Here is an 18,022-nt window from a genome sequence, read left to right on the forward strand (position 1 = left end):
CATTGGCCGTATAAGATATGGAACTAGACCGAATCGACCGGAAAATCCTCTGGATTTTGCAGGAAGATGGACGCATCGCCAACGTCGAACTCGCCGAGCGCATCGGCCTGTCGCCGACCTCGATCGGCGAGCGGCTGAAGCGCCTGCAGCGCGAGGGCTTCGTCGAGGGCTACGGCGCCAGGCTCAATCCGCACCGGCTCGGCCTCGGCTTGCTCGTGTTCGTCGAGGTGCTGCTCGACAAGACCACGCCCGACAATTTCGAGCGCTTCGCGCGCGCGGTGAAGCTCGCCCCTGAAGTGCTCGAGTGTCACATGGTTGCCGGCGGCTTTGACTATCTGGTGAAGGCGCGGCTTGCGGACATGACGGCGTATCGGCGCTTCCTTGGCGAGACCCTGCTGTCGATGCCCGGCGTGCGCGAGACGCGGACCTATGCGGTGATGGAAGAGATCAAGCGCGACGCACCGTTGCCGGTGGGTTAGCGAAATGCCGTCGCGATTGTCATTGCCGAGGCGTTGAATCCGTGGTTTTCGCGGGAAAAATAGCTATCCTCGCGCAATCGCAACGCCGGGTCGTCGAATGCACTGACCGTCTTCTAAATTCTTTTGGCCTCGCTCCCGGAGGTGATCCGGGAGGCAGCGAAACGCTGGCGGGCTTATACTTTGAGGTTCTCTGCGGAGGTCTTGCCCCGGTTTGCGATCTCTTCGTATTCAACCGTCTGTCCCTCGTTCAGGGTCGACAGACCGGCCTTCTGCACTGCCGAGATATGCACGAACACATCCTTGCCTCCCGACGCAGGCTGGATAAATCCATAACCCTTCGTCGGGTTGAACCACTTGACCGTACCTTTGGGCATCACGTCTTCTCCGCGGGTCTTCCTCCGAGATCGCGAACCGCCAGTCCCCGCCAACCGGCCGGTTCGGTCCTAACAGGATACGCGGAATGTGGCGGGCATGGTAGCTCAAACCACATCCCCCTTTCGCCGAATTCCGCTCAACTTAGCGGCGTTTTTGCCGGTTTTGCCCGTTTCGCGGTCAGTCGGCGCGTGCGCCGCGCGCCATCAGTCAATGGGTCGCGGTGCTGCCGCTGCCGGTCATTCTTCCTTCCCCTCCCCCGGAGGGCGCTCCAGGGGAGGGTAAGAAGAGCCCTACTCCTCGTCGTCCTTCTTCCGCAGCAGATCCGTCGCCAGATCCGACAGCTTCGGCGGCGGCAGCGCCGCGAAGGGCAGCGGCCGCGTCACGTCGATCGCGGCGAGGCCCAGCCGCGCCGTCAGCAGCCCGTTGAGCACGCCTTCGCCCAATCGCTGCGACAACTTGGCCGCGATGCCGTGGCCTAGCATCTGCTGCACCAGGCTGTCGCTCGCAGCCATGCCGCCGGTGATGGCGAGGTGGGCGACGACGTGGCGGAGCAGGCGGATCATGCCGAGCGCGCCGGGACGGCCGCCGTACAGATAGGCGAGCTGGCGGATCAGGCGCAGCGCGGCCATGAACACGAACAGCACGTCGATCGCCGCGCGGGGCGAGACCGCGGTGACGATTGAGACCTTTTGCGCCGCCGACGACACCAGCCGGCGCGCCTCGGCATCCAGCGGTGACATCAGTTCGCGCTCGGCGAGGCGGATCATGTCGGCGCCGTCGATGATCTCGCCGGCGTGGCTTTCCAGCGTGGCGCGGGCGCGCGCAAGCTGCGGATTCTGGTGCGCGATCTTCAGCAGATCCTGCACGATGACGCGGCTCTCCTTGCGGTCGTCGCTGGCAAGCACAGTGGCGGCGCGCTGATGCAGCTTCTCGATGGTCGCAAGCCGCGCCAGGCCAAAGGCCTCGCGGCCAATCACCACCGCGAGCGCGAGCGCGGTGACGAAGGCCAAGGAAACGCCAACGAAGCCGAGTGTTTCGCTGCGCGCAAACAGGTCCTCGATCAGATGCACGACGCCAAGCCCGGTGCCGAGCAGCGTCAATCCCGCAAGCCCCGACCAGAACAGCGTGCCCCACGGAAAGCCGCGCCGCGCCGGCAGCGCGGCTTGAACCGGCACCGGCAATGTCGATGGATCGGGCTCCGGCGTGATCTGGATCGTGGCGCGCGCGAGCCGGCTGGTCTCGTCGGCTTCGGTGACGACGACGCCGGGATCGTCGAGCCGGAACGTTGCCGGCCGCCGTGGCTTCGATCGGTCGTTCATGACAGCTTGTCTCCGATCAGGAACTGCAAGGCACGGTCGAGGCGGATATGTGGCAGTACGGGCTCGTCCGTTCCCTCGCATTCGAGCTTTGGCGGCCGGAAGCGCAGGAAGCGGAAATCGCTCTCCTCGGCAGCTTGCGTCGACAACCCTTGGAACGCGTCCCCGCCATTGAACAGCGGCTCGGGATCCAGCGGCAGATCGCCCGGAAAAGTCGCAACCTCGGTGTTGCCGTCGAAGAACTCGCCGCCGGCGCTCTCGCCCGCGGCGGGCGTTCCCAGGATCGACGGCAATTTGTCGCGGCCATGCGCCACCTGCGCCTCGCGCGTGGCGCGCACCGCAGCGAGCGCGACGACATCGATGGCCGCGCCGGTATCTTCTGCCCGCGCAACGGCACGCGAGACGACACGGCGCAGCACGGCCTCGAGTCGGTCGTGGCTGGAATGATGCAGATGATCCGCCTTGGTTGCCGCGAACAGGACGCGGTCGATGCGCGGCCGGAACAGGCTGGAGAGCAAGGTGCTGCGGCCGATGTTGAAGCAATCGAGAATGCCGGCGAGTGCGGCTTCGAGATCGTGCAGCGCCTCCGGGCCGGAGTTGAACGCGCCGAGCGCATCGGCCAGCACGATCTGGCGATCGAGCCGCGCGAAATGATCGCGAAAGAACGGCCGCACCACGACGTCCTTGTAGGCCTCGAAGCGCCGCACCATCATCGCCCACAGCGATCCCTCGGGTGCCTGTCTGCCCACGGGCACGTCGAGCGGCGCAAAGGTCAGCGCCGGCGTATCGGCGAGATTGCCCGGCATCAGGAAGCGGCCGGGCGGCAGCAGGCTCATGGCAAAACGCTCGTCGCGGCAGGCGCGCAAGTAGTTCGTGAAGAGTTTTGCGGCCGTCAGCGTCGCCTGTTCGTCCTCGGGTGCCTCGGGCTTGAGCGTTGCAAGATGCGCGAGCCATTCGCTCGCAAGATGCCCGCGCGGCGCCTCGCGCGACAGCGCCAGGCTCTCAGCGGACCATTGCTCGTAGCTCTTCTGCAGCAGCGGCAGGTCGAGCAGCCATTCGCCGGGATAATCGACGATGTCGAGCGTCAGCGTACGGTCGGCGCCGTTCGGGCGCTGGTAGTCGATGACGAGGCGGAGCTCGCTGATGTCGACGGTGGAGTTCGGCCAGCGCCGTTCCTCGACCAGCGCGCGCAGATGGTTCTCATAGGCAAAGCGCGGCACGGCATCATCAGGCTGCGGCGCCAGATGCGCCCGCGCGATCCGGCCCGAGGCATAGGCCTCGAACACCGGAAACCGCCCGCCACGCGTCAGTCCATGGATCAGCGCGGTGATGAATACGGTCTTACCGGCTCGCGACAGGCCGGTGACACCAAGCCGCACTGTCGGGTTGAAGAAATGCTCGCCAAAGTCGATCAGCGCCCGGGCCGACAGCCGCGCTTCCTCGACCATATCCTGGAAACTGAATGCCATATGAACGTGAGGGGGCTCGGGCGAGGGGTACGCAAATCGGATTAGTCACAAAAGTGGCAACTGGTTGAGGAAAATCAAGCTTTCATACTTCCACCGCCTTTGTCGGCAAATCAGCCGCTTGAACGACGCGCCGGTCCGAAAGACCCATATGAAGAGGGCATTGCCTTAGCCTTTGCGGATTGCCATGACCGTGTTCCAGCTGAAACAGTTCGCATCCTCTTCCGTCCACGCCGCTGCCGACGTGATCGGCTGGGATTACGACCGCGCCGAGCTGATCGCCGATGGCGTCGTCCACGCGATCGGCGTCCTCGGCGGCCTCATCGCCGCGATCGTGCTGGTGGTGCTGACGGCGGTCTACGCGACGGCGACCGACATCGTCGGCGTCTCGATCTACGTCGCCGGCCTGCTGTCGATGCTCGTGCTGTCGGCGACCTATAATCTCTGGCCGGTGTCGCCGGCCAAATGGCTGCTGCGGCGGTTCGACCATTCGGCGATCTATCTCATGATCGCCGCGACCTACACGCCGTTCATCCTGGAGGTGAAGGACAGCGTGTTCGCGCTGATGCTGCTCGCCGGCGTCTGGTGCGTCGCCATATCAGGCATCGGGCTGAAGCTGTTCTTCCCCGGCCGGTTCGATCGCGTCTCGGTCGGCATCTATCTGGCGATGGGCTGGAGCGGCGTGATGCTCTACGGTCCCGTGGTCAGGGCGCTGCCCGCGCTGGTGCTGGGCTTCATCCTTGCCGGTGGGCTGCTCTACAGCTTTGGCGTGATCTTCCATGCCTGGCGGCGGCTGCGCTTCCAGAATGCGATCTGGCACGGCTTTGTCTTGGCCGGCGCGGCATGCCATTATACCGCTGTGCTCGGCCTCGTGTTGAGCTGAGCAGAACCGACGACGCGGAATAAGCGGCGCGGTATAAAGCGGTACAAGACACGACGAGAGGAGACGTCGCATGAAGGTGACCGGCAAGGTCGTGGTCGTCACGGGCGGCGCAAATGGCATCGGCAAGGCGCTGTGCGAGGCCTTTCACAAAGCGGGCGCCGCCAAGGTCGTCGTCGCGGACATGGACGCCGCCAATGCAAGGGCGGTCGCCGCGATGGTCGATGGCGCGGCGTTCAAATGCGACGTCGCGCAGGAAAAGGACATCGCCCACGTCATCGAGGAGACCGAGCGGCAGTTCGGCCCGATCGAACTGTTCTGCTCCAATGCCGGCATCGGCGGCGGCTTCGATCCGATGTCGGTGAATGCCGGCGGCGCTTCCGACGAGCCCTGGCAGCGCAGCTGGGCGATCCACGTCATGGCCCACGTCTATGCGGCGCGGCATCTCGTCCCCCGCATGAAGGCGCGCGGCGGCGGCTATTTCCTCAACACGATCTCGGCTGCAGGCTTGCTCTCGCAGGTCGGCAGCCCCGCTTATTCGACGACGAAGCACGCCGCCGTCGGCTTTGCCGAGAACCTCGCGATCTCGCACAAGGCCCACAACATCAAGGTCTCGATCCTCTGCCCGCAGGGTGTCGACACCAACATGCTGCGCTCGATCCCCAAGGGACCGCAATCCGGCGACGGCGATCTCACGCCGGAGCAGGTGGCGAGGGACGTGCTCGCTGGCCTCGAGCAGGAGACATTCCTGATCCTGCCGCACCCCCAGGTACTCGGCTACATGCGCAAGAAGACCGAGAATTACGACCGCTGGATCGGCGGTATGGCCAAGATCCAGGCGAAGATGCGCGAGGAGTTCGGGAAGTGACCGTCAGGTCATCCTGTTTGAGGCACCCTTGCGCCAAGCATTCCGCCGTCGTCCCGCCGAAGGCCGGGACCCATAACCACAGGGAGTAGTTTGGCGAAGACGGGTCGTTACCCTTCCCGCGGTCCTGATGCCCGTGTTGATCGATAGATCACGCGGTGTGGGTCGACCCCGGATGTCGCTGCGCTCATCCGGGCTACGGCACTACACGTACCCTAATGCTTCTGCCCGTAAAGCACCGGCACCGCGGAATCCACGACGACTTCCACCAAGCTCGTCCCTTCGAACGCGATTCCGCGCTTCAGCGCCTTGCCAAGCTCGGCCGCCTTGCTCACCCGCACCGAATGACACCCCATGCCTTCGGCGATCTTCACGAAATCGATCCCCGGCAGTTCCAGTCCCGGCACGTTCCGCACCTGCATCACCTGGCTGAACGAGCGCATGGCGCCGTAGCCGGAATTGTTGATGACGACCACGGTGAGCGGCAGCTTGCGCTGCGCGGCGGTCCACAGCGCCTGGATCGAATACATCGCCGAGCCATCGCCGATCAGGCAAACCGTGCGCTGCTTCGGCTTGCCCAGCGCCATGCCGACCGCGGCAGGCAAGGAATAGCCGAGACCGCCGCTCGCCATCGTGTAAAAGCTGTCCTGGCCGCGCATCGGCAGGAATTTTTGCATCGCCGGCCGGTGCGAGGGCACTTCCTCCACCAGTGACGCGCCGTCGGGCATCGCCTGCGACAGCGAATGCAGCAGGAATTCCACCGGCAGCGGATCGGCCGCCTGCGGCGCCGGCGGCAGCGTGCGGCCTTTCGGCGTGGCGCGCCTGCTCTCCGGCAACAGATCCAGCAGCAGGCTCAGCGCCGGCTTCATCGTCGCGATGATGCTGGTGCCGACCGGCGTCACCGCCGCTGCATCGGGATCGTCGGTGATCTGAAAAATCGTTGCGCCGCCATCGAAAATCGCGGCATGCCCCTCGACGTGGAAGGTGAAGACCGGCGCGCCGACGACGACGAGGAGGTCGTGCTCCCGCAAGGCGTCGGACAGCTGCGCCGGCGAGGCATGCAGGAACCCTGAGAATTGCGGATGCCGCTCCGGAAACGAGCAGCGCGCCGAGAACGGGCTGACCCAGACGCTGGCCTTGGCCTTCTCGGCCACGCGCACCATCAGGTCGACCGCGCCGGCGCGGTCGACGCCTGGGCCGACGACGAGCGCAGGGTATTTTGCCGAATCGAGCGCTGTGACCAGCGCCTTCATCGCGTCAGGCTCGGGCCCGATTTCGCGGCTGACCTTGCGCGCCTCGATGGGTGCGCATGCATGTGCCCAATCATCGATCGGGATCGACACGAAGGTCGGCCCGCAGGGCGGCTGCATCGCGGTGTAATAGGCGCGCGCGATTGCGGCCGGCACGTCCTCGGCCCGCGCCGGCTCGACGCTGTATTTGACGTAGGGCCTCGGAAATTCCGAGGCGCGCTCGGCATAGAGGAACGCCTGCAGGGGGAGGATCGAGCGGGCCTGCTGACCCGCGGTGATCACCAGCGGGGTCTGGTTGCGGTGCGCGGTGTAGATGTTGCCGAGGGCGTTGCCGACGCCGGCCGCCGAATGCAGGTTGACGAAGCCGGCATTGCGCGTCGCCTGTGCGTAGCCGTCGGCCATGCCGACCGCGGACGCTTCCTGCAGCGCCAGCACATAGTCGATGTCGTGGGGCCAGTCGCTCAGGAACGGCAGCTCGGTTGAGCCAGGATTGCCGAACACTTTTGTGATGCCGAAGGCGCGCAGCAGGTCGAGCGTCGCCTGCTTGACGGTGACGGACTTGCTGCCGGTCTTGCCGTTCTTGGCCATGGTCTCCGTCCCCTTGTTGTTTATCGAAAATAGCAGCCCCACCCGTCATTGCGAGGAGCTTGCGACAAAATTGCGTAGCAATTTTGAGCTGATGCGACGAAGCGATCCAGAGCCGCTCCGGAAAGATTCTGGATTGCTTCGCTACGCTCGCAATGACGAGGAGGAAACAGCGGCGGCTACCACACCGCCGTGCCCTTCATCGTCGGCTGCCCCTCGGCATTCGCGGTCCACAGCTCCATGCTCTCGCCGCCGTCATTGGCGTTGACGGAGAACTCCGTCCCTTCGAACAGCGGCTGAAGCCCGCGATAGCTGAACTTCTTCGGCGCCTTGCCGCCGTGCAGCTTTGCCGCCATCTCGATGATCAGCGCCGCCTGCAAGGGACCGTGGAAGATCAGGCCCGGATAGCCCTCGACCTTGGTGACGTAGTCGCGGTCGTAATGGATGCGGTGGCCGTTGAAGGTCAGCGCGGAATAGCGAAACAGCAGCACGGGATCGGAGACGTGTGTCTCCCGGTGCTGCGCCTTCGGCGGCGTAGGCGGCGCCTTGGCGCTCGCGGGCGCGCTGCTCGTCATCTCGCGATAGACGATGTCCTGCCGCTCGCGGATGGCGGTGCCGCGTGGCGAGGAGATACTGTGCTCGACCGAGACGAAGCACAGCGTGCCGGTCGAGCCCGTCTTCACCTGCACATCGGCAATGCGCGAGGTGCGGGTCGATTCATCGCCGACCCGAAGCGGCTGCAGGAATTCGATCTCGCCGCCGGCCCACATCCGGCGCGGCAGCGGCACCGGCGGCAGGAAGCCGCCGCGGGTGGGGTGGCCGTCGGGCCCGAGCATCGACATCGGAAACACCGGCTGCGCCAGGCACCAGTGCACCGTGAATGGCGCGGCATCGCCCTTTTTGGGCTCCCCGACCTCCTGGAACAGCGTCGCGCGCAGGCCCCTCACGAGCTGCGCGGTGACGATGTCGGTGGCTTCCGTGCTGCGGCCGATCCATTGCCTGAGATGATCGATGTCGAGCTTCTCGGTCATGACGCCTCGCTCTGTTACTTCTTGGCTGGTTTCTCGCCGATCGCCGGCACCGCGCCATAGCTGCGCGTCTCGCCGACGACGATCGGCGCCGGCGCGGGATAGCTGACGCGGCCGTTCGGCGTGTCGACCTCGATGCGGCGAAGATGCGGATGGTTGGTGAGGTCGGCCATGGTGTTGACCTCGGCAAAGGCGATGTCGGCATCCGACAGCCGCTTCAAGACCTCATCGCGGGTCATCTTGCCGAAAATGTCGGCGACCGTCTTGTCGGTGAAGTCGCGGTTGCGCACGCGCTCGACCATGTTGGCGACGCGCGGATCGCTGGGCAGATCGGGCTGATCCAGCACCTTCGCGCACAGCGTCTTCCATTCGCGTTCGCTCTGGATCGAGATCAGGATGTCCTTGCCGTCCTTCGAGGTGAACACGCCGTAGGGCGCGATCGAGGGATGGCGCAGGCCCATGCGCTTCGGCGGATTGCCGGCCTCCGCGTTGAGCAGCGGCACGGTGCACCAGTCTGCCATCACGTCGAACATGGAGATGCGGATATCGGCCCCCTTGCCGGTGCGCCCGCGTGCGATCAGCGCCTCCAGGATCGCCGCGTGCGCAGTCGCGCCGGTCGCAACATCCACGATCGACATGCCGACGCGCGAGGCGCCGTCAGGATTGCCGGTGATCGAGGCGAGCCCGCTCTCGGCCTGGATCAGCAAATCATATGCCTTGCGATGCGCGTAGGGACCTTCGTCACCATAGCCCGTGATTGTGCACGAAATCAGCTGCGGATAGTCCTTCAAAAGCCGCTCGCGCGAGAAGCCGAGCTTGTCCATCGAGCCCGGCTTGAGGTTCTGGATGAGCACGTCGGCGCTGGCGATCAGCTTCTCAAGCTCGGCGCGGCCTTCTTTCGTGGCGAGATCGACCACCGCCGACTGCTTGCCGCGGTTGAGCCAGACGAAATAGCTGCTCTGGCCCTTGGCCGCCGCGTCATAGCCGCGGGCAAAATCGCCCTCGGGCCGCTCGACCTTGATCACCTCGGCGCCGGCATCCGCCAGACGCGAGGAGCAGAACGGTGCCGCCACCGCCTGCTCGACCGCAATCACCCTGATCCCGTCAAGTGCTCCCATGGCGTGACCTCAGTACGAACGCGGCATGCCGAGCACATGCTCGGCGACGTAGGACAGCACGAGGTTGGTCGAGATCGGCGCCACCTGGTAAAGCCGCGTCTCGCGGAATTTGCGCTCGACGTCGTATTCCTCGGCAAAGCCGAAGCCGCCATGGGTCTGGATGCACGCGTTCGCCGCTTCCCAGGACGCATCCGCCGCCAGCATCTTGGCCATGTTGGCCTCGGCGCCGCAGTCGAGCCCGGCCTCGTATTTGCGCGTCGCCTCCTTCACCATCAGCTCGGCCGCGCGCATCGAGGCGTAGGCCTTGGCGATCGGGAACTGGATGCCCTGGTTCTGGCCGATCGGCCGGCCGAAAACGCTGCGCTCCTTCGCGTAGTTGGTCGCCTTCGCAATGAACCATTTGGCGTCGCCGACGCATTCGGCGGCGATGAGGATGCGTTCGGCATTCATGCCGGAGAGGATGTAGCGAAAGCCCTTGCCTTCCTCGCCGATCAGGTTCTCGGCCGGCACCTTCATGTCGGTAAAGAACACTTCGGTGGTGGCGTGGTTCATCATGGTGCGGATCGGGCGAATCTCAAGGCCATTGTTCTTGGCCTCGCGCATGTCGACGATGAAAACGGAGAGGCCATCCGTGCGCTTCTTGGCCCGCTCCTTCGGCGTGGTGCGCGCCAAGAGCACCATCAGATCGGAGTGCTCGGCGCGGCTGGTCCAGATCTTCTGGCCATTGACGATGTAGCTGTCGTTGCCTTCCTTGCGCGCAAAGGTCTTCAGCGACGAGGTGTCGGTGCCGCTGGTCGGCTCGGTGACGCCGAAGGCCTGCAGGCGCAATTCGCCGCTCGCGATCTTCGGCAGGTACTTAGCCTTCTGCTCGGCATTGCCGTGCCGCAGCACGGTGCCCATCGTGTACATCTGGGCATGGCAGCCGCCGCCGTTGCACCCCGCGCGCTGGATCTCCTCCAGGATCGCAGCCGCAGCCGACAGCTTCAGCCCCGCGCCGCCATACTCTTCCGGGATCAGCACCGAGAGATAGCCGGCCTCTGTCAGCGCATCGACGAAAGCCTTCGGGTACGCCATCTCGCGATCGAGCTTGCGCCAGTATTCGCCGGGAAACTGCGCGCAGAGCTTTGCGACGGCCTCGCGGATGTCGGCGTGATCTTCGGTGTGGTGTTCTTCACTCATGGCGTTTCCCAATTGTAGCGGCACTCAAGATAACGCCGGCCCATCCTCTGGCGTTGAGAAAACATCGCCAGCCCCCTATGCTCATTTGTTATAGCGTATGGAGTAGCCTTCCAGGATTGGCAAGCATGGATTTCCGGCAGCTCAGGACCTTCAGTTGCGTGGCGGAGCTCGGCAGCCTCTCCAAGGCTTCCGACACGCTGCGCGTGGCGCAGCCGGCGCTCTCCCGGCAGATCAAGCTCTTGGAACACGAGCTGCGCACCGAATTGTTCACCCGCAACGGGCGCGGCATGGTGCTGACCGAGGCGGGGCGGCTGCTGCTCGCGCGCACCTCCGGCATCGTGCGGCAGATCGACCAGATCCGCGACGACATCCAGTCGGCCAAGGGACCGCCGTCGGGGCAGGTCGTGCTCGGCCTGGTTCCGACCGTGAGCTGCGTGCTGTCGGCGCGTTTTGCGCGGCGCTGCGTCGAGAAATTTCCCGGCATCTCGCTGCGCATCGTCGAGAGCTACAGCGGCCATCTGGTCGAATGGCTGCATCGCGGCGAGATGGACCTCGCCATCCTCTACGGCCGCTCGGCCGATCTGCATCTCAACGTGCAGAGCCTCGGGCGCGACAACATCGTCGCGGTCGGCCCGCGCGGCTGCGGTCTCGCGCGCAAGAAGAGCGTCGACATCGGCTGGCTGCTGCGGCAGCGGCTGGTGCTGCCCAGTCATTCCCACGGTCTTCGCGCGCTGATCGAGCACGCCGCTGCCCAGCGCAAGATCAAGCTCGACGTCCAGCTGGAAGCGGATTCGTTCCGCGTGCTGACGAGCCTCGTCGAGGAAGGCCTCGGCTTCGCGCTGCTGCCACCCTCGTCGGTCCATGGCGAGGTCGCGGAGGGGCGGCTGGAAACCACCGCCGTGTCCAAGCCGATGACGCGCGAGCTCATTTTCGCTTCTCCGATCGACCGCCCGGCCTCGACGGCCTCGCTCGCCATCACCGCGCTCCTGCGCGAGGAGGTCGCCGCCTGCCGCAAGGAAGGGGTGTGGGACATCAAGTTGAGTTGACCTTTCTTTGCCTCTCCCCGCTTGCGGGGGAGAGGCCGGAATTTTCGGAGCAAATTCCGGGTGAGGGGGGCCTCCGCGAGTCCAACTGTCGCCGTCCCCGTGAAAACTCCCGTTCACCCCAACCCTCTCAGCGCGAGCGAAGCACGTCGCGCCCCCGCAAGCGGGGCGAGGGGGCGCAGGGAGCGCTGCAGTGAATGCTTAGGGCAGCAGCACGCAGCCCGCACTTCGCATTCGGCGCGAGCTGTCATGCCGGAATTCTATAGCTGGCGGTTGCCGCGCCTGCCACTGCGGGCGTGACGAGCAGGTGCGTCCAAGACCTCGTCATTGTGAGCGCAGCGAAGCAATCCAGAAATCCCTCCACGGCGACAGTCTGGATTGCTTGGTCGCAAGGGCTCCTCGCAATGACGGAGGATAGAGTTATCCCGGAATCCTCACCGGCAGTGACTCATATCCCTTGATGAAGCTCGAATAGATCCGCTTGGGCTCGCCCACCACCTCGATCCGGTCGAAGCGCTTCAGCATCTCCTCCCACACGATGCGCAGCTGCAGCTCGGCGAGGCGCATGCCAACGCAGCGGTGGATGCCGAAGCCGAAGGAGAGGTGGGTGCGCGGGCGCGGGCGGTCGATGATGAAATCGTTCGGCCTGTCGAACGTCTCCTCGTCGCGGTTGCCGGAGACGTACCACATCACCACGCGGTCGCCCTTTCTGATGTGCTTGCCGCCGATCTCGGTATCGGCAAGCGCGGTGCGCCGCATATGGGCCAGCGGCGTCTGCCAGCGGATCACCTCCGGCACCATGGAATCGATCAGTTCAGGGTTGGCGCGCAGCTTGTCGTACTGCTCCGGGTTCTCGTTCAGCGCCAGCACGGATCCGGTCATGGTGTTGCGCGTGGTGTCGTTGCCGCCGACGATGAGCAGGATGATGTTGCCCATGAGGTTGTCGGGGTCCATGTGGCGCGTGGCGTCGTTATGGGCCATCAGCGATAGCAGGTCGTTGCGCGGCGCCGAGTTGACGCGCTCGTTCCAGAGCTTGGACATGTAGGCGTAGCATTCGTCCATCTCGCGGCGGCGCTCCTCGGCGGAGGCGACGATGCCGCTCTTGGGCAGCGCGGTGGAGACGTCGGACCAGCGCGTCAGCTTGCGCCGCTCCTCCCACGGAAAATCGAACAGGGTCGCCAGCATCTGCGTCGTCAATTCGATCGAGACCCGCTCGACGAAATTGAAGGTCTCGTTGCGCGGCAGATTGTCCAGCACGGTCTGCGATCGCTGGCGGATCAGCTTTGCCAGCTCGTCGAGGTGTGTCGGCGTGAACATCGGTGACACCGTCTTGCGCTGCGCCGAATGCCGGGGCTGGTCCATCGCGATGAAGCTCGGCCAGTCGTAGCCTTCCGGCACGTCTCGGATCGAGATGCCGCCGAGCGTGGAGTCCGAGGAGAAGATGCCGTGATTGGTGTCGACATGCATGATGTCGTTGTATTTCACCACCGACCAGTACGGCTCGATCGGCGCATTGGTGCAGTAATGCACCGGCTCTTCCTTGCGCAGCCGCTCGAACCACGGCCACAGCGTGTCGTCCTGGAACAGCCGTGGCGCGCCGGGGTGGAATTGCGACAACGGCGTCGCATAGGCCTCCTCGCGCGCCCGGCGCATGCGTTCGGCCTTGTCCACGTTAACCGGCGCTTGGATGTTCATCGTCGTGGCTCCAGTGTTGCTGCTCAACCTCTCCCGCTTGCGGGCGAGGTCGGCGCGTAGCGCCGGGTGAGGGTCCTATCCTCTTGGGGGTTCTCGCCCGCGGAGATACCCTCTCCCCAGCCCTCCCCCGCAAGCGGGGGAGGGGGCGCAGCTTCCTCGTGGATATCGTTTGGGGTCATCTTGCTGCCAATCTACGCCGCAATCTTCACCGGCAACGCCTCGAGTCCCTTCACGAAACTCGAATAGACCCGCTTCGGTTCGCCGACCACGTCAATATGGTCGAAGCGCTTCAGAATCTCTTCCCAAATGATCTTGAGCTGGAGTTCGGCGAGCCTGAGGCCGACGCAGCGGTGGATGCCGAAGCCGAACGAGAGATGCGTGCGCGGGCGGGCGCGGTCGATGATGAAATCGTAAGGTTTCTCGATCGCCTCTTCGTCGCGGTTGCCCGAGACGTACCACATCACGACCTTGTCACCTTTCTTGATCTGCTTGCCGCGGAACTCGAAATCGGAGAGCGCGGTGCGGCGCATATGCGCCAGCGGCGTCTGCCAGCGGATCACTTCGGGCACGAAACTGTCGAGCAGAGCAGGATTCTCGCGCAGCTTGCGATATTGCGCCGGATGCTGGCTCAGCGCGAGAAGCGAGCCCGACATGGTGTTGCGCGTGGTGTCGTTGCCGCCGACGATCAAGAGGATGAGATTGCCGAGGAAGTTCTTCGCATCCATGTCGCGCGTCGCGGCGCCATGCGCCATCATCGAGAGCAGGTCGCTCTTCGGCGGTTGCTCGATACGCTCCTTCCAGAGGCGGGAAAAATAGGCCGCGCATTCCGTCAGCTCGGCCTGCCGCTCATCTTCGGTCGCGACCAGGCCGTCGGGCCCGGGAATGGTGGTGGCGATATCGGACCAGCGCGTCAGCTTGCGGCGGTCCTCCCACGGGAAGTCGAACAGCACCGCGAGCATCTGCGTGGTGAGCTCGATCGAGACGCGGTCGACCCAGTCGAACACCTCGCCGCGGGGAAGATTGTCCAGGCACTCGGCCGAGCGCCTGCGGATGTTGATGGCGAGATTGTCCAGATGTGTCGGCGTGAACATCGGCGCAACGGTCTTGCGCTGGGCGGCATGGCGGGGCGGATCCATCGAGATGAAGCTCTCGCGGCGGAGGTCAGGGTCGATGTCGCGGATGGTGATGCCGCCGAGTGCGGAGGCCGAGGAGAACACCGCATGGTTGGTCTCGATCTCCATGATGTCGTTGTAGCGCGTCACCGACCAGTACGGGCCGAACATCGAGTCCTTGCAGTAGTGCACGGGATCTTCCCGGCGCAGCCGATCGAAATAGGGCCAGAACGTATCGGTCCTGAACAGTTCCGGATCGCCCGGATCGAATTGCTCCAGCGGCAATGTCAACGCGCGCTCGCGAAGTGCGTCGAGCTGGGACGCGTTCTCGATGGTACCATGCATGACCGTTCTCCCTGGCATTCTTCCGCGCGTCTTTCTTGAATTCTGCGCTGCGGTATTTGATTTGCAATTACAGCCGGTTGTCTGCGCCGGAGCAAGGGAGAGTTTTGCCACATCCAACCCTTGCGAGGGGGGCAGCGGGACATCGCCAGCGTGACCTGCCGCACGCCGTTCGTCATGAAATCATGCAAGAAAATCGAATGGAAACGGGGTAAATCGAACCCGCCCATCTTGGGGATCGACCAATCTCTGATCTATAAGTTTGCCCCCCACAGGTCCGCACCCCGAGGTTGCCGCCGTGAACGACATGCAATGGGCCCCCATCGGCTCCGAACCGGTCCCGCCGCCGTTGCCGCCGACCCGGGTGGATTTCACCGGCATTCGGTCCGGATTCTTCAACATGGTCGCCAAGGGTGCCATGCTGGAGCTCGTCACCTTCGGTTTCTACCGGTTCTGGCTCGTCACCGACGTCCGCCGTCATCTCTGGTCGAACACCGCGATCGACGGCGATGCGGCCGAATATACCGGTCGCGGCAAGGAGCTGCTGGTCGGCTTCCTGTTCGCGCTCGCGATCCTCGTGCCGATCTATCTGGCCTACTTCCTCATCGGCATCGAGTTCGAGCGCTGGCAGGGCTTTGCCTCGACGCCGCTGTTCATCAGCTTCTACGCTTTCGGCCAGTTCGCGATCTTCCGCGCGCGGCGCTATCGCCTGACCCGCACGGTCTGGCGCGGCGTGCGGTTCTGGATGGACGGTTCGGGCTGGGCCTATGCGTTCCGCGCCATGGCGTGGGGCTTGCTGGTGTTCCTGACCCTCGGCCTGGCGCTGCCCTGGCGCGAGGCTTCACTCGAACGTTACAAGATGCGGCACACCCATTTCGGTGATTTGCGCGGCGATTTCGAAGGCAATGGCTGGACCTTCTTCAAGCGCGGCTGGTGGCTGTGGCTGCTGAGCCCGATCGCGCTGATCATCTTTCCGCTCGCGCCGTTCTTCTATGCCGAGTTCAAGGCGCGCGAGTGGCGCTGGTGGCTCGACGGCATCCGCATCGGCGGCGTCAGCCTGTCCTCGGAGCTTCCGCACAATGCGTTCTACGGCCTGTACTGGAAGGTGATCGGCTGGTGGGTGCTGCTCTCGATGATCTTCGGCGCCTATCTCGCCGGCGCCACCGCGCTCGTCCTCCAGCTGAGCGGTCTCTCGGCCGAGCAGCTGTTAGGATCCGGCGATCCCGCGAGGAGCATCCCGATGCTGGTGATCATGGTCATCGGTTACTTCGCGCTCGCCCTTGCCGTCAATATCGTGATGCGCGTCTATCTTCAGCGCGATCTGTGGGCCAGGGTGCTGGAGACCGTCCAGGTGAACAACATCGGGGCCGCCGCGGATGTGCGCGGCAGCGGCGAGCTTGCCAGCGCGCTCGGCGAAGGCTTTGCCGACGGGCTCGATGTCGCGGGATTCTGAGCTGTGAGTGATGTGTCCACCGAGGCCCTAGCGCAGTTCGCGAAGCCGACGATCTTCTTCGACGGCGTATCCAGCCGCAGGCGGCAGGTGACGCTGACGCTCGGTGATACGCTCGAGATCGTCGAGGAGGGCGGAACGCCCGTCCGCTGGGCCTATGCCGATATCCGCCGCGCCGACAGCCCGGCGGGGATTTTGCGCCTGGCCTCGACCTCCGCGCCGCCGTTGGCACGGCTCGAGATCCGCGACGCCGTGCTCGCTGCTGACGTGGCCGTCCGCTGCCTGCGGCTCGACGAGCACCAGACCTCGCGGCGCGGTATCGCGAAGATCGTCGGCTGGTCGGTGGCGGCAGCCGCCTCCATCGTCTGCGTCGTACTGTTCGGCGTGCCGCTCGCCGCCGACCGTCTCGCGCCGCTGGTGCCGAAACCGGTCGAACGGCGCATTGGCGATGCCGCCGAGGTGCAGATGAAGACCATCTTCGGCCGCAGCTCCTGCGAAGATCCCGCGGGTAAGGCCGCCTTCACCAAGCTCGTCAATCGCCTGCGCGACGCTGCCGGCCTCGACGACGATTCCATGACGGCAGGCGTGCTGCCGACCGCGGTGCCGAACGCGTTCGCGCTGCCCGGCGGCAAGGTGTTCGTGCTGAAGGGCCTGCTCGACAAGGCCGAGAGCCCGGACGAGATCGCCGGCATCCTCGCCCACGAGCTCGGCCATCTCAAGCATCACGACAACATGCGCGGGCTGATCTACAACGGCGGCACCTCGTTCCTGATCGGCCTGTTGTTCGGCGACATCACCGGCTCGTCCGCGGTGATCTTCGCCTCGCGCAGCGTGGTCGAGGCCTCCTATTCGCGCGAGGCCGAGACCGCGGCCGACACCTTCGCCATCGAGATCATGCACAAGCTCGGCCGTTCGCCGAAACCCGCGGCCGAACTGATGTTCCGCATCACCGGCAAGGAAGGCGGCTCGGGTCTGACGAATATCCTCGCCAGCCATCCGCTGACCGAGGACCGGCTCGCGCGCATGACGAAGGAAGATCGCCCCGCGAGCGGTCCGTCGCTGCTGACCGACAAGGAATGGCAGGCGCTGAAGATGATCTGCGGCAGCGGGAAGGTTTAGCTATCGCGTCCCGTAAGCGCGATCGCCGGCATCGCCGAGGCCGGGCAGAATGAAGCCGTTCTCGTCGAGCCCCTCGTCGACCGCCGCCGTCCAGATCGGCACGTCAGGATGCAGGCCGCGCAGCCGCTCGAGGCCTTCCGGAGCTGCGATCAGGCAGGCCAGGCGAATGTCCCTGGCGCCGCGCTCCTTCAGCCGGTCGATCGCGGCGACGGCCGTGTTGGCGGTGGCGACGACAGGCGTCACCACGATCGCGAGGCGCTCGCCGAGGTCCGATGGCGATTTGAAGAAATACTCGACCGCGGCAAAACTCTCCGGTTCACGGTACAGGCCGATATGCGCGACGCGCGCGGTCGGCACCAGGTCCATCATGCCGTCGACGAAGGTGGTGCCGGCGCGCAGCATCGGCACGAACACCAGCTTCTTGCCCGCGATCTTGGCCGAGTGCATCGTCGCCAGCGGCGTCTCGATGACGGTATCCGCGAGCGGCAGGTCGCGCGTCACCTCGTAGCACAGCAGCATGCCGATCTCCTTGATCAGCTCGCGGAACGACTTGGTCGAGATGGACTTGTCCCGCACCAGCGTCAGCTTGTGCTGCACCAGCGGATGATCGACGATCGTGACGCCTTCCATGATCGGATGCTCTTGCTTTTCCCTTCTCCCCTTCTGGGAGAAGGTGGCGCGAAGCGCCGGATGAGGGTCGTTTCCGCGAACTCCAATGAG

The 18,022-nt window shown here is 64.9% G+C and carries 16 protein-coding genes; 6 read left to right on the forward strand and 10 right to left on the reverse strand.

The features are described 5' to 3' along the window. The first annotated feature begins 17 nt into the window (after nucleotides 1-17). A complete protein-coding gene (locus tag ACRQ5Q_RS06380) occupies nucleotides 18-479 on the forward strand; it encodes an Lrp/AsnC ligand binding domain-containing protein (RefSeq protein ID WP_439370787.1) in 462 nt (153 codons plus the stop codon). Between the two features lie 173 nt (nucleotides 480-652). On the opposite strand, the gene ACRQ5Q_RS06385 is transcribed toward ACRQ5Q_RS06380, so the two are convergent. From ACRQ5Q_RS06385 to ACRQ5Q_RS06395, 3 genes are all read right to left on the reverse strand, one after another. Continuing rightward, on the reverse strand, nucleotides 653-853 hold the full coding sequence (locus ACRQ5Q_RS06385; RefSeq protein ID WP_027527932.1) for a cold-shock protein: 201 nt from the start codon (nucleotides 851-853) through the stop codon (nucleotides 653-655). A gap of 291 nt (nucleotides 854-1,144) precedes the next feature. Further along, nucleotides 1,145-2,173 carry a YcjF family protein gene (locus ACRQ5Q_RS06390; protein ID WP_439370786.1) on the reverse strand — a complete coding sequence of 343 codons (1,029 nt, stop codon included), beginning with the start codon at nucleotides 2,171-2,173 and terminating at the stop codon, nucleotides 1,145-1,147. Continuing rightward, nucleotides 2,170-3,639: a YcjX family protein gene (locus ACRQ5Q_RS06395; protein ID WP_439370784.1), complete on the reverse strand. Its 1,470-nt coding sequence runs from the start codon at nucleotides 3,637-3,639 to the stop codon at nucleotides 2,170-2,172. Before ACRQ5Q_RS06395 ends, ACRQ5Q_RS06390 begins: the two co-directional genes overlap by 4 nt. 184 nt (nucleotides 3,640-3,823) lie before the next feature. Between ACRQ5Q_RS06395 and trhA the strand changes: the two genes are divergently transcribed. Together trhA and ACRQ5Q_RS06405 are read left to right on the forward strand one after the other, a co-directional pair. Beyond that, nucleotides 3,824-4,519 carry a PAQR family membrane homeostasis protein TrhA gene (gene trhA, locus ACRQ5Q_RS06400; protein WP_439370782.1) on the forward strand — a complete coding sequence of 232 codons (696 nt, stop codon included), beginning with the start codon at nucleotides 3,824-3,826 and terminating at the stop codon, nucleotides 4,517-4,519. A 70-nt stretch (nucleotides 4,520-4,589) separates the two neighbouring features. Beyond that, nucleotides 4,590-5,384, forward strand: coding sequence for an SDR family oxidoreductase (locus ACRQ5Q_RS06405; RefSeq protein WP_439370781.1), 795 nt, complete (start codon nucleotides 4,590-4,592; stop codon nucleotides 5,382-5,384). A 212-nt stretch (nucleotides 5,385-5,596) separates the two neighbouring features. Here ACRQ5Q_RS06405 and mdlC read toward each other — a convergent pair whose 3' ends face one another. The 4 genes from mdlC to ACRQ5Q_RS06425 all read right to left on the reverse strand — a co-directional run bounded on the left by mdlC (nucleotide 5,597) and on the right by ACRQ5Q_RS06425 (nucleotide 10,541). Further along, nucleotides 5,597-7,219, reverse strand: coding sequence for a benzoylformate decarboxylase (gene mdlC, locus ACRQ5Q_RS06410; RefSeq protein WP_439370779.1), 1,623 nt, complete (start codon nucleotides 7,217-7,219; stop codon nucleotides 5,597-5,599). 176 nt (nucleotides 7,220-7,395) lie between these two features. Beyond that, entirely contained in the window at nucleotides 7,396-8,247 is an 852-nt protein-coding gene (locus ACRQ5Q_RS06415) for an FAS1-like dehydratase domain-containing protein (RefSeq protein WP_439370778.1), read from the reverse strand. Nucleotides 8,248-8,261: 14 nt separating this feature from the next. After that, entirely contained in the window at nucleotides 8,262-9,362 is a 1,101-nt protein-coding gene (locus ACRQ5Q_RS06420; RefSeq protein WP_439396539.1) for a CaiB/BaiF CoA transferase family protein, read from the reverse strand. 9 nt (nucleotides 9,363-9,371) lie between these two features. Then, nucleotides 9,372-10,541: an acyl-CoA dehydrogenase family protein gene (locus tag ACRQ5Q_RS06425; RefSeq protein WP_439370776.1), complete on the reverse strand. Its 1,170-nt coding sequence runs from the start codon at nucleotides 10,539-10,541 to the stop codon at nucleotides 9,372-9,374. Between the two features lie 125 nt (nucleotides 10,542-10,666). Between ACRQ5Q_RS06425 and ACRQ5Q_RS06430 the strand changes: the two genes are divergently transcribed. Next, nucleotides 10,667-11,587, forward strand: a complete 921-nt coding sequence (locus ACRQ5Q_RS06430) for a LysR substrate-binding domain-containing protein (RefSeq protein WP_439370774.1) — start codon at nucleotides 10,667-10,669, stop codon at nucleotides 11,585-11,587. A 417-nt stretch (nucleotides 11,588-12,004) separates the two neighbouring features. Here ACRQ5Q_RS06430 and ACRQ5Q_RS06435 read toward each other — a convergent pair whose 3' ends face one another. Both ACRQ5Q_RS06435 and ACRQ5Q_RS06440 read right to left on the reverse strand, forming a co-directional pair. Continuing rightward, nucleotides 12,005-13,279, reverse strand: coding sequence for a cytochrome P450 (locus ACRQ5Q_RS06435; RefSeq protein ID WP_439370773.1), 1,275 nt, complete (start codon nucleotides 13,277-13,279; stop codon nucleotides 12,005-12,007). 191 nt (nucleotides 13,280-13,470) lie between these two features. Then, nucleotides 13,471-14,736, reverse strand: a complete 1,266-nt coding sequence (locus ACRQ5Q_RS06440) for a cytochrome P450 (protein WP_439370771.1) — start codon at nucleotides 14,734-14,736, stop codon at nucleotides 13,471-13,473. 295 nt (nucleotides 14,737-15,031) lie between these two features. Between ACRQ5Q_RS06440 and ACRQ5Q_RS06445 the strand changes: the two genes are divergently transcribed. Together ACRQ5Q_RS06445 and ACRQ5Q_RS06450 are read left to right on the forward strand one after the other, a co-directional pair. Next, complete coding sequence (locus ACRQ5Q_RS06445) at nucleotides 15,032-16,186, forward strand: YjgN family protein (RefSeq protein WP_439396541.1); 1,155 nt, start codon at nucleotides 15,032-15,034, stop codon at nucleotides 16,184-16,186. Between the two features lie 3 nt (nucleotides 16,187-16,189). Then, entirely contained in the window at nucleotides 16,190-17,302 is a 1,113-nt protein-coding gene (locus tag ACRQ5Q_RS06450; RefSeq protein WP_439370768.1) for a M48 family metallopeptidase, read from the forward strand. Here the strand turns inward: ACRQ5Q_RS06450 and upp are convergent, their stop codons facing one another. Next, a complete protein-coding gene (upp, locus tag ACRQ5Q_RS06455) occupies nucleotides 17,303-17,932 on the reverse strand; it encodes a uracil phosphoribosyltransferase (protein WP_212348577.1) in 630 nt (209 codons plus the stop codon). Between the last annotated feature and the right edge of the window lie 90 nt (nucleotides 17,933-18,022).

The organism is Bradyrhizobium sp. PMVTL-01, assembly GCF_051861855.1.
Classification (GTDB): Bacteria; Pseudomonadota; Alphaproteobacteria; order Rhizobiales; family Xanthobacteraceae; genus Bradyrhizobium.

What these genes read in the sequence shown, in the direction of transcription:
- ACRQ5Q_RS06390 (WP_439370786.1), bottom strand. Translation starts at nt 2,173, where the DNA reads ATGAACGACCGATCGAAGCCACGGCGGCCGGCAACGTTCCGGCTCGAC.
- ACRQ5Q_RS06425 (WP_439370776.1), bottom strand. Translation starts at nt 10,541, where the DNA reads ATGAGTGAAGAACACCACACCGAAGATCACGCCGACATCCGCGAGGCC.
- ACRQ5Q_RS06405 (WP_439370781.1), top strand. Translation starts at nt 4,590, where the DNA reads ATGAAGGTGACCGGCAAGGTCGTGGTCGTCACGGGCGGCGCAAATGGC.
- ACRQ5Q_RS06430 (WP_439370774.1), top strand. Translation starts at nt 10,667, where the DNA reads ATGGATTTCCGGCAGCTCAGGACCTTCAGTTGCGTGGCGGAGCTCGGC.
- ACRQ5Q_RS06415 (WP_439370778.1), bottom strand. Translation starts at nt 8,247, where the DNA reads ATGACCGAGAAGCTCGACATCGATCATCTCAGGCAATGGATCGGCCGC.
- trhA (WP_439370782.1), top strand. Translation starts at nt 3,824, where the DNA reads ATGACCGTGTTCCAGCTGAAACAGTTCGCATCCTCTTCCGTCCACGCC.
- ACRQ5Q_RS06385 (WP_027527932.1), bottom strand. Translation starts at nt 853, where the DNA reads ATGCCCAAAGGTACGGTCAAGTGGTTCAACCCGACGAAGGGTTATGGA.
- ACRQ5Q_RS06420 (WP_439396539.1), bottom strand. Translation starts at nt 9,362, where the DNA reads ATGGGAGCACTTGACGGGATCAGGGTGATTGCGGTCGAGCAGGCGGTG.
- ACRQ5Q_RS06380 (WP_439370787.1), top strand. Translation starts at nt 18, where the DNA reads ATGGAACTAGACCGAATCGACCGGAAAATCCTCTGGATTTTGCAGGAA.
- ACRQ5Q_RS06435 (WP_439370773.1), bottom strand. Translation starts at nt 13,279, where the DNA reads ATGAACATCCAAGCGCCGGTTAACGTGGACAAGGCCGAACGCATGCGC.
- upp (WP_212348577.1), bottom strand. Translation starts at nt 17,932, where the DNA reads ATGGAAGGCGTCACGATCGTCGATCATCCGCTGGTGCAGCACAAGCTG.
- ACRQ5Q_RS06395 (WP_439370784.1), bottom strand. Translation starts at nt 3,639, where the DNA reads ATGGCATTCAGTTTCCAGGATATGGTCGAGGAAGCGCGGCTGTCGGCC.
- mdlC (WP_439370779.1), bottom strand. Translation starts at nt 7,219, where the DNA reads ATGGCCAAGAACGGCAAGACCGGCAGCAAGTCCGTCACCGTCAAGCAG.
- ACRQ5Q_RS06440 (WP_439370771.1), bottom strand. Translation starts at nt 14,736, where the DNA reads ATGCATGGTACCATCGAGAACGCGTCCCAGCTCGACGCACTTCGCGAG.